This window comes from Longimicrobiaceae bacterium (assembly GCA_036375715.1).
Taxonomy (GTDB): domain Bacteria; phylum Gemmatimonadota; class Gemmatimonadetes; order Longimicrobiales; family Longimicrobiaceae; genus DASVBS01.
Map to the genome: position 1 here is coordinate 54,921 of DASVBS010000025.1, position 14,127 is coordinate 69,047.

Sequence of the window (14,127 nt, forward strand, 5' to 3'; positions counted from 1 at the left end):
GGAGGTTACGACTCCAGCCAGCACTGCAGCACGGCCAGCGTACCTCTCGCCCCTGGAAATCCTCCTTCGCTCGTCAGCACGACGCCACCATTGTCGAGCAGCGCGACCGCCTCTCCCTGCACTTCGCCGAGCTGTTGCAGGTCCACCGTCACGGCCGGCGAACCGCTGCCGAGGAGGTCGGGGGTCCTCCAGATCCGCAGGCGCTTGTAGGTGCGGATTGCCACCCACTCCCCCGAGAGGGACGTCGACGCGCCGGTCACCTGCTCCTCCAGGGGCTGCGCACCCCGGGTCAGCGTACGAACGAGCTCCAACGTGGCCGGTTCGCCGTGAGGGATCACTGCTGGATATCGGTACAGCTCGACCGACTCGGCTCGTCCTTTGGTGACCAGGTAGATCTCGCCCTGGGGCAGCACGAAGATTGCCTCGGTGTCTCTCGGCCCGCCCGGATAGCGGGCCGGTAGGAACTCCGCCTCCACCACCTCGCCCGACGTCGGATCCGGCTCCGGGAAGCGGTAGATCACGATCCGGTCCCGGCGGGCCGCGCCGTCCCCTGTATCGCCAACGTACAGACAGGTGCCGGCCGCACAGGACGCCAGAGCCAGATCCTCCCAGTCGTTTGCCAGGGCGCGCCCCACCGGAACGCGGGCGAGGATCCCCTCGTCACGTCGGAACGCCACGAGTTCTGGTTCCGATCCTGAGTCGTTGTGAGACCAGATGACGCCGGGGTACCGGCGGCTCACCGCGACCCCGCTCGTCTCCTCCAACCCGTCGGGAAGGGGCGTTGGCGGCTGGACGACCTCGCACCCTTCGGTCCGCGCATCGCTCTGCCCGCAGGCAGACAGCACCACCAGGACGGCGAGCTCAATAGCGACGTCCCGCAGTCGCCCCCATCTACTTTTCTTCATGACGTCCGGAAAGCGGTCCCCGCCTGGTGATAACTTCCGTCGGCGTGCAGGACCCAGCCTTTGGGGTTAGCCAGATCTTCGGTAAGGATGCTGGCCAGGGTGGCACGATGCCGCGGATCGAAAATCGGCGTGATGATCTCCACGCGGCGACTCAGGTTCCGCGGCCGCCAGTCGGAGGAACCGATGAAGTACTCGGGATCACCCCCGTTCCAGAACTCGAAGATGCGGGCGTGCTCGAGGAATCTCCCCAGGATGCTGCGCACGGTGATGCGCTCGGACAGTCCCGGTACGCCTGGACGAAGGCAGCAGATACCCCGAACCACCAGGTCACAGCGGACACCCGCCTGCGAGGCGCGATAGAGGGCCGCGATCACCTCGGGATCCGTGAGGCCGTTGATCTTCACGCGAATCCGCCCCTCGCGTCCAGCACGGGCATGGTCGACCTCCCGTGAGATCAACTCCAGGAAGCGCTCGCGCATGTTGAATGGCGCCACCAGCAGGTGCTCGAACTGCGTGGGTGCCGAGTAGCCGGTAAGGCCGTTGAAGACGTCCTGCAGTTCCTCGCCGAGCTCCTGATTCGCGGTCAGCAAGCCGAGGTCGGTGTAGGCGGCCGCAGTGGCCGCGTTCAGGTTTCCGGTCCCGATGTAGGTGTAGCGCTTCAGGCCCGCCGGCTCGCGCCGCACGATCAGCAGCACCTTCGCGTGCACCTTGAGGTGGGCGGGCCCGTAGACGACGTGAATCCCCGTCGATTCCAGCTTGCGAGCCCACTCGATGTTGCGCTGCTCGTCGAAGCTCGCCTTCAGCTCGACCAGCGCCAGCACGTCTTTCCCCTGCCGACGCGCCTTGCGCAGCAGGTTGACCACCTGCGACGAGCGGCTCGTCCGGTAAAGCGTGATCTTCACCGAGACGACCTTGTCGTCGCTCACCGCCGCGGAGAGTACCCGCTCCACGCTCTCTTCGAAGGAATCGTAAGGGAAGCGAACGAGGATGTCCCCCTCGGAGAGCTGCTGCCACACCGAACGTCCGTCCAGGGGCTGCCGCCGTTCGAGCGGCGGATAGTGAAGCTCCTCCACCGGCAGGTCGGCGATTTCGGCGAGACCGAAGAGGTCCACCAGCCGGTCGACTGCGTAGACGTCCGCGGGGCCCAGGGTGGAGACAGATTCGCCCGCGGCGAACTGCAGCTCGCGTAGCAGCGAATCACGCATCTCCTCAGGCATGGAGTCCTCCACCTCGAGGCGCACGATGGGCCCCAGCGAACGACGGAGGAGCTTCTCCTGCACCGCCTGCAGGAGATCCGGGGTGTCCTCGTCGATGTCGAGGTTCGCGCTGCGTGTCACCCGGAAGACGTAGGCGTGCGCGACGTCCAGACCGCGGTACAGCTCCGGAAGACCGGCCCGGATCACCTCTTCGATGGGGATGAAGCGACGCCCGCCGGGCAGCGGCACGAAGCGCGGGAGCTCGCCGGGCAGCTCGATGGCCGCGAAATGCTCGGCTCCGTCCTCCGCGGAGCGGACCACCACGGCGAGCGCGGGGCGAAGATTCCGGATGTGCGGGAAGGGGTGGCTGGGATCCGCGGCCAGCGGCGTCAGCACGGCCGCGAGCTGCATCGCGTAGTTGTCCTCCAGGTAGTCCCGGTCGTACTCGTCGAGGTCGTCCCAGCTCAGCAGCTCGATCCCCTCGTCCCGAAGGTCCGGGATCAGCTCGTTCCAGAGGAATGCGTACGTATCGGTGAGGATCTGGCGCACGCGCAGACCGATTGCCTCGAGCTGCTGACCAGGCGTGAGCCCGTCCAGGGTGAGCTTGCGGCTACCGGAGGCGAGCTGCTTGTGAAAGCCGGCGACACGCGTGCGGAAGAACTGGTCGAGGTTCGACCCCAGAATGGAGACGAAGCGGACGCGCTCGAGCAGCGGAACGGTGGGATCTTTAGCCAGCGCGAGAACCCGCTCCTGAAAGGCCAGCTCGCTCAGCTCCATGTTCAGGAGCGCCTCGGGCGGCGGTCGGTCGAGACCCTTCGTCTTCTGCCGCTCGAAGGCACCCGTGGGCCCGGTCACCTGGGCCGACTCGTCCCGACTCAGCAGTCGGAAGGGCCTCTCAGGCACGGCTGGCCGAGCCTGGTGCTGCTCGTGCTCCGGCTCCGATCGCACGGTCGGTGCGCTCAGGAACGCGGTCCGGGAAATCGTGTGCAGTGCGGTGAGGGTCGACGTATCGCGCAGCTCGAGCGAGGCGGCGCGCCTGATCGCGGAATCGAGCGGCACCCAGACGATCTCGTCCGCGCATTCTTCCTCTCTCACCGGGGTGTTGCGCTGCGCGAGCCAGACCTCGAGAGCCGGCCGATTCCCGAACCCCGGGTTGGTACTCAGCAGCCGCACCTCACCGTGCGAGGAGCCGAAGGTAGCACGGAGTACTCGCCGGCACGCCTCCTCGCCCCAACCGGGACCTACCGGGATGCGCAGCCCGTCTTCTTTTCGCACCAGCGCCAGCTCCTGGCCGCGCTGCAGCACCACCGCCACCTGGCGGGCGCTGACCAGCTCACGCTGCAGCCGCTCGACCTCCACTTCGTCGAGGATGTCGCGCGCCCGCGCGATGCGCGAGGAAAAGGTGGGCGCCAGGCCGTGCGCGGTCCGCAGCTCCGCCACCAGCTTCTTGATCGGCCCGTCGTCCTCGACCGGGATCGTGACCTCCAGCTCGTCGAATTCGACAGCGATATCCCCCTGGCGGAGGGTAACGGCGTCCAGCGCGAGCACGATGTCCTCGTCAATCCCGTCCAGATGGGCGGTTCGCTTCCAGCGCATCGTCTCCAGCTCGAGGCGTACGGTGAGGCTGTCGGGCTCTAGCATGGAGCGGAGAAGCCGCGCCGGCTCGGAGTCGCGGGCGAAGAGCTCCTCCGGTTCGGCGCCGTTCACCTCCGCGATGGAGTGGCTTCGCACGCGGTCCCCCTCCGGCCCTTCACGCTCCTGGACGTCGACGGATAGGGTGCGCACTCCGTCGGCGCGGATCGTGAGCCGCGCCGTCACTCCGCGACGGTCGAGATCGGCGGCGAGGGTATCGAAGTAGATCTCGCGGAAGAATTCCTTGCGGGCGTGCCCCGCGCGCAGGCCAGGCACGATCTCGCCCATTGCGAGATGCTCGAGCAGCTCGCGGGAGGGAACCTCGAAGCGGAGCACCCGTTCGGAGGTCATCGGACGGCTCGGCTGGGGCTCATCTGGAGAGAGGCCATGCGCTGAGGGGTCAGAAAGGAACGCCGAATTTGAAGTAGATCGTACCGTGGTCGCCTTCGGCGTAGAGAGCAGACGCCGCGATCAGAGTCGAGCGCACGCGGAAGCGAAACCAGAGGCCGCCACCGTAGGCGGTGTGCCATCCTCCCGGCGATTCACCGTCGACGTATACCCGGCCGGCGTCCGCCAATCCAAGAACTCCGAGATCACCCCTAACGATCCACTTTACCTTCCCGAGCGGCAGGCGAGCCTCGGCATTCCCGAACACCATCGCGTCGCCTGCATACCGCTGAAAGCGGTACCCCCGCACCGTGGCGGAGCCGCCGAGAAACGCGGCTTCGTGGATCGGGAAGTCACCCCACAGGTGCATTCCCCCTGCCCGCAGTGCAAGCGTGGGGGAGCCGCGAAACAACGGCGTCAGGTACGCGGAGGCGACGGCGTGCGCCTCGCCGAAGGCTTCATCCGCGTCCCAGAATGCCGGATATCCGCTCCCGCCGACCCGCAGGGACACCCCACGCGTCGGAAAGAGGGTGGCGTCGCGCGTGTCCACCACCAGCTCCGATCGTCCCCCCACCTGCCCGTAGTTCCGCCCACCCTCGTGGCCCGCCGCGAAGGGAGTTCCCTCCGGCTCCTGAGTGCGCGTGAACTCGACGACAGGCCCCAGCGAAAACCGTGCGGCCCTCCCCAGCTCCTGATACCAGGACACACCCGCCAGCAACCTGTTCTGGCGCACCACGTAGAAATCCGCGTTCTCGCTGGCTTCCGACTCGTTCCCGAACCCGTAGAAGTGGAGCGGGTCGAGCTGAGACACGAAGAGCTCGACCTCCATTCCTGCTGACGATCGGGGCCGCCGGAAGTCACCCCGGACCCCACCGGCAAACGCGCCGGTCAGCGTGCCTACCTCCAGGCCGACGTCGAGCCGGAAATCGTACGGGACCTGGCGAAATCCGTAGCGCGTATAGCTTCGGGTCAGGCCGAGGATCAGACCTTCCGACGAGTGGTAATCGAGCGAGGGAATCCACCGGCGCAGCGCCCCCCAGTCGCGGAACGATTCGCCGCTCAGCGACTGAACCGCCTCCGGTGCTTCGTATTCTGCCGTATCAACGATCGTCCCCCGACCGCGAACCAGCTCGTTCTCACCCCCGGTATCGTGCAACGAAGTGTGCCCCCCCACCGTGGACGAATCAGTCAGGTGGTCGTCCCCTCCCCCGCCGATCAGGCGAACTCCAATCGATCTGCCTTCCCCGCCACGCACCACCGCGCGATCGTCGCCCCCGTGGAGGTAAATGCGTATCTCGCGCGTCTCTGACCGGCGGAAGACGCGGTCGAAGAAGGCATCTCCTTCGTCAGGCGAGGACTGCCCCTCTTCGCCCGGAAAGAGGCGCACGCGCACCTCGCCGTCGCCGATCCGCTCCACCAGCGCGAAGTCGTCCTCGTCCGTCGCCGGCACATCGACCTCGGTGGAGATGAGGTCGTAGAACTCCTCGGCGGCTTCCGGCAGTGCGTCCCGACGCCAGCGGAGGATCTCCCCGATCTCCCGCGAGGTGTCGCCTACGTACTCGGGCGGGAGGCGGCTCATCGCCTCGTCGATGACCTCATTGGTCACGCGGGAGACGACGAAGGCAGCGACTGAATCCCACGTGCTGCGGTCGAGACCGGAGAGCAGGCGTCGGTCCAGCTCGCGGCCGTTGAGCGTAAGTCCCTCCAGGTAGTACCCCCTGCCAAAGCGCACCGCGTTGGGCGCGAAGGTCCGGCCCAGAACCATGAGGAGACCGTCATAGTCCACGAACGCGTAGTCGCGGTCCCGCGGGATCGGTCGATAGCGTGTGATGCCCCCGGGCTCCTTCACCTCCGCCCAGCGCCACTGATCGTCGTGCCGGTCCCAGTCGCCGATCATCAGGTCCACCAGACGAGCGGTCAGGAACTCGGTCGCGTCGACCCGATTGGTGCGATCCTCCTCCAGGCGTTCCAGAAGCGTCTCCGTCCCGACGATCCTGGAGAAGCCACCGAATCCGGCCGTGCCTCCCTCGCCTTCTTCGGGGCGTTCCTCGATGATTCCCAGCATGCCCGCGAACTCTTCGCGAAACTCGCCCAGGGCGGGGTCATCGGGCATCACCGCCAGCGACGGTTCGGGATGCAGCACACCGACCGCATCCAGAATGGGCGGCACCATGAGCGCGCCGGCCGGATGTAGGGAGCTGACCTGATCCTGGATCGCGGTGCCTACCAAGGTGCCATGCAGCGCCGGTTCATCCGATAGCTGAGGGAACTTGTCCACCGAGCGGAAGGTGTACTCGCGCCCGTTGTGGGACAGGAAGCGTAGCGAGATGGTCTGATTGCCGCCGCCGCGCTGGGTAGGGGTGAGCCCGCCCGCGAAGGTGTCCAGCGCGAGCACGGGGACGCGAATGGGGGTGGCCCACGCCGCGCGGTAGTCGTCCCCGAAAATTAATCCCCGCAGTCCCGAACCGGCGTACTGCGGCCCGGGGACGACGGTGACCGAATCCTGCGCTCGCGCCGGGGCATCACCTGTGACCAGCGCGAACACGCCGAGCGCGAGAGCGAATCCCTGTCCAGGACGAAGTGGGATCATGCGGTGCCCGCCGGCGTGTCTGTGTTTTCGAGTCGCAATCGTACCGGAAGGCCGGTCGATGCATCGCCAGCGCGGCGCACAGAAGCGCAAACCATGCCGGCGGGCGGTCGGTGTCAGGACCGATCCTCCGCGGGGACGCGAGTGGAGCGGGCGCGCGAGCGGAGTCTGAAGGGAATGTACTCCGCGGCCTCGACCTGCGCCGACCAGCGCTCGTCGAGGGCGCCGACGAGATCGATCGGGCTGATGTCCTCCTTCATCCGTACGAGATACTCGAGTGTCGTGATCCCCTCTTCACGTGGCGCGATCCGCACCAGTCGCCAGTCCATGGCCATGTCGGCCAGGGCTTCCTGAACCGTGTGTCGCGCCACCTCGGGCCGCTCCGCGTGCACGAGCAGGATCCCGTCCGTCCTCATGTCCTCCGCCTCTTCCAGCAACGAACGCCGGATCTCCTTGCGCCGCTCCGGGGTCTGGGCGACGAAGAGCTCGGAGGAGCCGGTGGAGAGAATCCCCGTCTCACCGTACCGTCCGCCGTAGATCGACCCGATGTTGAAGCGCCACAGGATGAGTACGACAAAGTTGAAAATGATGGACATCACCAGCGCCACGTCGAGCGCCTGGACGCCGGCCGACAGGCCGATCGCGATGACCAGGAATATGTAGACGGCGTCGCGGGGATCTTTCAGTGTATTGCGGAAGCGCACCGCCGCGACGATCCCGGCGAGGCTGAACGCCAGTGCGAGGCTGTTCTTGACCACCAGAGCGATCCCGGCCACGACGATCGGTAGGATGACCACCGCCCTCACCAGCGCGGGGTCGTACTGTAGGCGCTTGATGCGCATGTACACGCCGGCGACCGGCACGATGAGCGCGAGGGCGCCCAGGATGGCCAGGGTCGTCGCGTAGGCGCGATCGAGCGCCATACGCACCATAGCCCTCTCGGCCGACGTCGCGTCGATCGTCTCGCCTCCGATGACCTGACTCGCCTCATCGCTGATCGCGGGGAGCGTCACCGGACTGAGAAACGCGCGTCGGGTCGAAGGAAAGTAGTGGGTGAGCGCCGCGACCAGGGCGATCAGCACCACGTAGTAGAGGAAGAGGCGAAGGAAAGGGGAGTCCCGAACCCAGGCGAGAAACTCGGCTCCCGGACCGCGACGGGTCGGCGCCACAGGGGGGATCGGATCCTTTTCCAGGCCGGGGGCATTCGCCTCCAGCTCCGCCAGCTCGTCGATACGGATCCGCTCTTCGTCCATGGGATTATGTGGGAGTGAGCCGCCGAACTCGGCAAGAAGCGTGCTGCACGTGGCCCACCTCTTGCCCCTCCCTCCGTCCGGAAGATGGCGGAATTTCATCCATTTCGCGCGAGGAAGCTTGAGCGAAACCCCGACAGAGACCCCGCCGGAGCAACTCTACGCAACCCTTCGGGACCGCTTCTGTCTCGACGAATTCCGAGAGGGGCAGAAAGAGGCGGTGGAGGCCGTGCTCGCCGGGCGGGACACCCTGGTCATCATGCCGACCGGCTCAGGGAAATCGCTGATCTACCAGCTCCCTGCCCTGCTCCTTCCCGGGCTCACCGTGGTCGTCTCGCCGCTCATCGCGCTGATGAAGGACCAGACGGACAAGCTCGAGGAGCTGGGGGTGGACGCGCGGGCGATCAACTCCTCGCTCAGCGATCGGGAGCGCGCGGCGGAGGAAGAGGCCGTCGAGCACGGTGAGGGCAAAATCCTCTACGTGACGCCCGAGCGCTTCCGCGACCGCGAGTTCTTCGAGGTGCTGCTGGGGCGCAAGGTGTCGCTCTTCGTGGTCGACGAGGCGCACTGCGTCAGCCAGTGGGGCCACGATTTTCGCCCGGACTACATGATGCTGGGCTCCATCGCCCGCCGCCTCGGCCGACCCCCGATCCTGGCCCTCACCGCGACCGCCCCGCCGGAGGTCCAGGACGACATCGCCACCCAGCTGGGAATGGTCGATCCGTTCCGGGTGGTCGGCGAGCTGATCCGCCCGAACCTGTTCCTCGAGGTGATCCCCACCGTGAACGACGAGGCGAAAGACGTCGCCCTCGAGCAGATCCTCCGGGACACGGAGGGAAGCGGGATCATCTACACCGCGACCGTGCGAGAGGCGGAGCGGCTCTACGCGGAGCTCGGCTCACGCTGGCCTGTTGCACTCTACCACGGAAAGCGGCCCGCGCGCGAGCGCGAGGAAGCACAGGATGCCTGGTCCACGGGCGCCGTGAAAGCGATCGTCGCTACGAACGCATTCGGCCTGGGGATCGATAAGGCGGACATCCGCTTCGTGGTCCACTACCAGTTCCCCGGATCCCTGGAGGCGTACTACCAGGAGGCGGGTCGGGCGGGGCGTGGCGGCGCCGCCGCGCGCTGCACAATTCTCTACCGCGAGGAAGATCGCGCGGTGCAGGGCTACTTTCTCGGCGGCAAGTACCCGGATATCGGCGAGGCGGCCCAGGTGGCGCGCGTCGTCAATGCAATGGATGCGGGCGAGCGCCGGCCACTGGTTGAGATCGCGGAGGCAGCAGACGTCCCCAGACGAAAGACTCGCATCGTCCTGACGCTGCTCAAGCGGCAGGGGATGATGCGGGAGATCCGCGGTGGCTCCTGGGAGAGGCTGGCCGACGACGTGACGCGCGCGGACCTCAGCAGGGATCTGCGTGATTACGAGGAACGGCGCGCAGCAGACCGGCGCAAGCTGCAGGCAATGGTCCGCTACTGCCGCACCGCTCGCTGCCGCACGCGGGTGATCCTGGAGTACTTCGGGCACGCTCCGATGCAGGACTACCGCTGCGGGCACTGCGACAACGATGGCGCTGCCGCCGGAACGCTTTCGCCTCCCGCCTCCCGCGAAGGGGCCGTGCCCGCCTCCGACAGGGGGACGCCCGGCGCGATTGTGAACGGTAGCCGGGCGCTGGCCACCAGCCGCGCGCCAGCCGCTGAGAAGAAGGCGTTTGCGGCATCGGAAGGGGACGAGGTGGCACACGGCACCTATGGTCGCGGCGTACTGCTGGAGCGGCGGGGTGAGCGCGGTGAGGTGGATTTCGGCGGTCACGGCATCCGAGTCGTCCGGCTGGACGAGCTGAGCGAGGTCTGACGGGATCTTCTTTTCTCCCCTTTTCCCCGCCTTCGCCTCTCCCGCATCCACTGTCTCTCCCGGTGACCGCTTCTTCCCGTCCTTTCGCCGAAGCGCCTACGCCTTCTCACCGCAAGGCTCCGAGGTCCCGCCTGCTGGGCATCTCGGGCTTCGCCCTGCTGGCGGTCACCGTGCTCTGGCTGGCCGGCGTCGTGGGAGGCACCCCCCAGGCTGTACAGCTGGTCCTGGTTACGGCTGCGCTGGCAGCCATCGCTTTCGCTGTGTCGCAGGGTGTATCCAGCGTTCACGACTGGGCGGTACCGCTACTGCTCGTGGGAGGGGCGCTGCTGTTCGGATACCTGCGATACGAAGCTTTCTTCCGCCGGGGTCCGGGACAGCCCCTCGGCTACTCGAACGCGACCGGGGCACTGTATCTGCTCGCCGCGGCAGCCGCGCTCCAGCTCCTCGCTCGCGCACGAACCCGCCCTGGCCGGTTGCTCGGTCTCTTTGCCGCGCTCGCTTTCGCGGGGATCCCCTGGCTGATCGGCACCATTTCGGCGGGCGTGCTGCTGTGCCTCCTGCCGCTGGGCCTGCTGGCGCGGGGTCGCAAGGGCGTCCGGCGGTGCATCGTGGCCGGCGCAAGCGCGATCGTGCTGACGCTCGGCGTCGCCGTCGCCCTCGGCTCCACCTACGATCCGGCGACGCGGGACGGGTGGACGGAAGGGCTGGCGGCCCGTTCCCTCAGCGAACGGCGCCTGATGTTGTGGGGCGACGCGCTGCAGATGGTTCGCGAGCACCCGGTGAGCGGAGTGGGCCTGGGGCGGTTTCCGGAGGTGAGTCCCACCGCGCTCGCCAACGCCGATACGCGCTGGCCGCACAACGAGCCTCTCCACCTGGGGGCGGAAGCCGGTCTCCCCGGGTTGCTGCTGCTCCTGATGCTGTATGGTTGGGGCTTTGCCAGCTTGTGGTGGGAGGGAGACGACGGTGCCGCGGCGGTCGGGGCGCTGGCGCTGGCCGCGGTGGCCGTGCAGGCGAACATCGACTACATCCTGCACTTCCCCGCAGTTGTCGGTATGCTCGCCACCACGGTGGGGGCGGGGACGCGTCGGTCGCTCCGCCACGCGCGAACATACGGGCCGTCACGCGTCTACCGACGCTGATCGAAGCCAACAAGCTCAGCCGGATGGGGCGGCGGTGGTTAGCCTCTTCCTGCCAGCCGAGCAGGTGAAGGAAGGTAGCGGCGGCTCGAGGCGCGACGCGCCTGAAGTCCCGGAGCGGATTGGCCGCAGACCGCGATGCGACCATATTCGCAGCCGCGACCAGTCGGCATTACAGACCGAGCCACCCCGCGATGATGTTCTTCTGGATCTCGGACGTGCCGGAGTAGAGGGTGCTTCCCACCGAATCCCGCAGAACCCGCTCGATGCCATACTCCACCATGTAGCCGTAGCCGCCGAACACCTGGAGCGCATCGAGCGCGCTCGCCACCAGCGATTCGCTCACCAGCACTTTCGTCATCGACGACTCCAGCGCGAGACTCCTCGCCCGGCCTAGTTTGGAAGCGGCTCGATACGTCATCAAACGCGCCGCCTCCAGGCGAATCTTCATGTCGACGATCCGGTGCGACACCGCCTGGAACTTGCCGATCGCCTGCCCGAAGGCGGTCCGCGTCCGGGCCTGGGTGACGGCGCGCTCGAGCAGTCGCTGCATCGTACCCACGTGCACGGCCGCGATGCAGATCCGCTCCCACTCCATCGATTCCGTGAACACGCCTGCCCCACCGCCCACCTCGCCGACCACGGCGCCCCGCGGCACCACCACGTCCTCCAGCACCAGCTCGCTGATCGGAGAGCTGCGCAGCCCCATCTTCTCGAACCGCTGTCCGACGCGAAAGCCAGGTGCGGAGGTCTCGACGAGAAAAGCGGTCACCCCGCCGTAGTAGCCCCGCGACGGGTCGGTCACCGCGTAGATGAGCGCCAGATCCGCGACGGGTCCATTGGAGGCGAAAGTCTTCGTCCCGCTGATGCGGAAGCCGTCGCCGTCAGGCACCGCGCGGGTGGTCATGGCGAAGGCGTCGGACCCGGAGCCGGGTTCCGACATCCCGTTGACGGCGATGCGCGCCCCCCGGGCAAGCTCGGGGAGGTAGCGCTCCTTCAACTCCTCGCTCCCGTGCTTCCAGACCGGCACCACGCACGCGAGCAGGTGCGCGCAGACGGAGAAGACCAGCCCACCGTCCTCGCACCCGTAGCCGAACGCCTCCAGGGCTAGCGCCGTGGTCAGCGGATCCTGTCCCACGCCGCCGTACTCCTCTGGCACCGGAAGCCCCGTCAGCCCCATCTCTCCGCAGAGACCGAAGAGCGTTCGCGAGAACTCCCCCGCCCGGTCGCGCTCCTCCGCCCCGGCATTCAGCTCGCGCCGCGCAAAGGCGATGATCTCGCGGCGTAGCAGCTTCTGTTCGTCGGTATACTCGAAGTCCATCAGAGGGCGGCCTTGAGCGCTTCCAGGTCGGTTTTGGCGGTCGATGTCTTCGGCAGCGACGGGAGGAAGGCGAAGCGGTCCGGGATCATGTACTGCGGCAGGTGATCGGTCAGGAACCGCTTCATTTCGATCTGCGACGCGCCAGCGCCGTTCGCCATACTGAGGAAGGCATGGATGCGCACGCCATTTTCCTCATCGAGGACGGCGATCACCGCAGCCTCCTCCACCGCCGGGTGCCGGTAGAGCGCCGATTCGATCTCCCCCAACTCCACCCGGTATCCACGGCGCTTGACCATGCGGTCCCTCCGGCCGGCGAACTCGTACACGCCGCCACCGCTGTCGCGCACGATGTCGCCCGTGCGATACCAGTGACGGCCCGCGTGCTCGACGAAGGCGGCAGCTGTGCGCACGGGATCCTGCCAGTACTCCTTCATCACCGATCCCCCCGCGATCAGCAGCTCCCCCTCCTCGCCCGGTGCGACATCGTTCCCGTCGGCATCGACCACCCGAGAGAGGTCGTTCGAGCAGGTGACGCCGATCGGATACGGCACCGTCCGCTCCTCCGGGACCATGCCCGGCACCTCGAAATAGGTGCAGACGTTGGTCTCGGTCGGGCCGTAGAGGTTGAAGTAGCGCGGGCCACGCCACAGCCGCTGCAACGCTCGCAGGTGCTTGACCGGGAAGACCTCGCCGGCGAAGAGCACGAGCCGCAGGGAAGAGTAATCGTGCTGCTCCATCCGGCCGAACTCGGTCAGCATCCGCAGGATGGAGGGCGTCGAGTACCAGACTGTTATTCCGCGTTGGGCGATCAGCGGCGCCAGGCGGAGCGGCTGCTTGCCCGCCTCCTCGCCGATCAGTACCAGTCGCGCGCCGTGCTTGAGCGGGACGTAGATGTCCAGGATGGACAGATCGAAATGGAACGGCGCGTGGGATGAGAAGCGGTCACTGGGTCGAGGCTCGAAGGTCTCCGAGCACCAGTTCACGAAGGAGAGGGCGCTCGCGTGCGTGTGCACGACTCCCTTGGGCAGCCCCGTCGATCCCGAGGTGTAGAGGATGTACGCGAGATCATCCGCGCCCCCCGCGACCTCCGGCGGCGGGGCCGTATGTGCCTGGCCGGCAGCCCCCTCCGCGGTGATCACGAGGAGCTCCACGCCGAAGTCGTCCAACTCGGTGAGCGGGGTCGCTGCGAGCGGCTGCACCCCTCCCCAGACACCGCGGAGCTCGTCGCACCGGGCTGCGTCGGCCACCACCGCGCGCACGTCGCAGTTGCCGAAGATCAGGGCGCAGCGCGAGATCGGTGAGAGCGGATCCGCGGGCACATAGGCCGCTCCCGCCTTGAGGATTCCGAAGATGGCAGCCACCACACCGACCGATTTCGGGGCCAGGATCCCCACCCGGTCGCCGGGCCGGACCCCGGCGGCGATCAAGCGCTGCATCACCGCCTGCGAGCGGGTGCGGAGCTCGGCGTAGGTGATCTCGACCGACCGATCTGGATCCTCGATCGCCACGCCGATGGGGTTGATGGCTGCACCCCGGTCCAGCACGTGATGCAGCCGCTCCGGCGCGGGCGCGTTCATGTGGGTTGACGCTTCGACTCGACGGTCCGCGCCACCCTCGCGATGGTATTCAGGTGGTCCGGACTCATCTCGTGAGCCTCGATGGAGACCCCGAACTCCTCTTCCAGGAACATCACCAGCTTCATCGTGGAGATGGAATCGAGGATCCCCCCGGTGATGAGCGGTGTGTCCTCGGTCAGCAGCGCGGGATTCTCGCCCGGCAGGCATTCGTCGAGGATGTACTGCTTGATCCTCATCTCGGTGTCGGTCATTGTCGCCTTTCGTTGAGGAGGTTTACGCCG

General features: G+C 67.2%; 9 protein-coding genes. 2 read left to right on the forward strand and 7 right to left on the reverse strand.

Annotation, left to right across the window (positions count from 1 at the left end; all coding sequences use genetic code 11):
* Positions 1–5: 5 nt before the first annotated feature.
* The 4 genes from VF167_04280 to VF167_04295 all read right to left on the reverse strand — a co-directional run bounded on the left by VF167_04280 (position 6) and on the right by VF167_04295 (position 7,960).
* Positions 6–905 carry a hypothetical protein gene (locus VF167_04280; protein HEX6924617.1) on the reverse strand — a complete coding sequence of 300 codons (900 nt, stop codon included), beginning with the start codon at positions 903–905 and terminating at the stop codon, positions 6–8.
* On the reverse strand, positions 902–4,084 hold the full coding sequence (gene ppk1, locus VF167_04285) for a polyphosphate kinase 1 (protein ID HEX6924618.1): 3,183 nt from the start codon (positions 4,082–4,084) through the stop codon (positions 902–904). The genes VF167_04280 and ppk1 overlap by 4 nt, the downstream gene beginning before the upstream one ends.
* 49 nt (positions 4,085–4,133) lie before the next feature.
* On the reverse strand, positions 4,134–6,710 hold the full coding sequence (locus VF167_04290; protein ID HEX6924619.1) for a BamA/TamA family outer membrane protein: 2,577 nt from the start codon (positions 6,708–6,710) through the stop codon (positions 4,134–4,136).
* A 113-nt stretch (positions 6,711–6,823) separates the two neighbouring features.
* Positions 6,824–7,960: a DUF4956 domain-containing protein gene (locus VF167_04295; GenBank protein HEX6924620.1), complete on the reverse strand. Its 1,137-nt coding sequence runs from the start codon at positions 7,958–7,960 to the stop codon at positions 6,824–6,826.
* Positions 7,961–8,078: 118 nt separating this feature from the next.
* Here VF167_04295 and VF167_04300 point away from each other — a divergent pair, with 118 nt between their 5' ends.
* A complete protein-coding gene (locus VF167_04300) occupies positions 8,079–9,812 on the forward strand; it encodes a RecQ family ATP-dependent DNA helicase (protein HEX6924621.1) in 1,734 nt (577 codons plus the stop codon).
* Between the two features lie 62 nt (positions 9,813–9,874).
* Entirely contained in the window at positions 9,875–10,951 is a 1,077-nt protein-coding gene (locus VF167_04305; protein ID HEX6924622.1) for an O-antigen ligase family protein, read from the forward strand.
* Positions 10,952–11,120: 169 nt separating this feature from the next.
* Here VF167_04305 and VF167_04310 read toward each other — a convergent pair whose 3' ends face one another.
* From VF167_04310 to VF167_04320, 3 genes are read right to left on the reverse strand one after another with little or no spacing between them, the layout of a single operon-like run.
* Positions 11,121–12,269: an acyl-CoA dehydrogenase family protein gene (locus VF167_04310; protein HEX6924623.1), complete on the reverse strand. Its 1,149-nt coding sequence runs from the start codon at positions 12,267–12,269 to the stop codon at positions 11,121–11,123.
* Positions 12,269–13,846, reverse strand: coding sequence for an amino acid adenylation domain-containing protein (locus VF167_04315; protein HEX6924624.1), 1,578 nt, complete (start codon positions 13,844–13,846; stop codon positions 12,269–12,271). The genes VF167_04310 and VF167_04315 overlap by 1 nt, the downstream gene beginning before the upstream one ends.
* Positions 13,843–14,097 (reverse strand): acyl carrier protein, encoded by a 255-nt coding sequence (locus VF167_04320; protein ID HEX6924625.1) that lies wholly within the window; start codon positions 14,095–14,097, stop codon positions 13,843–13,845. The genes VF167_04315 and VF167_04320 overlap by 4 nt, the downstream gene beginning before the upstream one ends.
* Positions 14,098–14,127 lie beyond the last annotated feature (30 nt).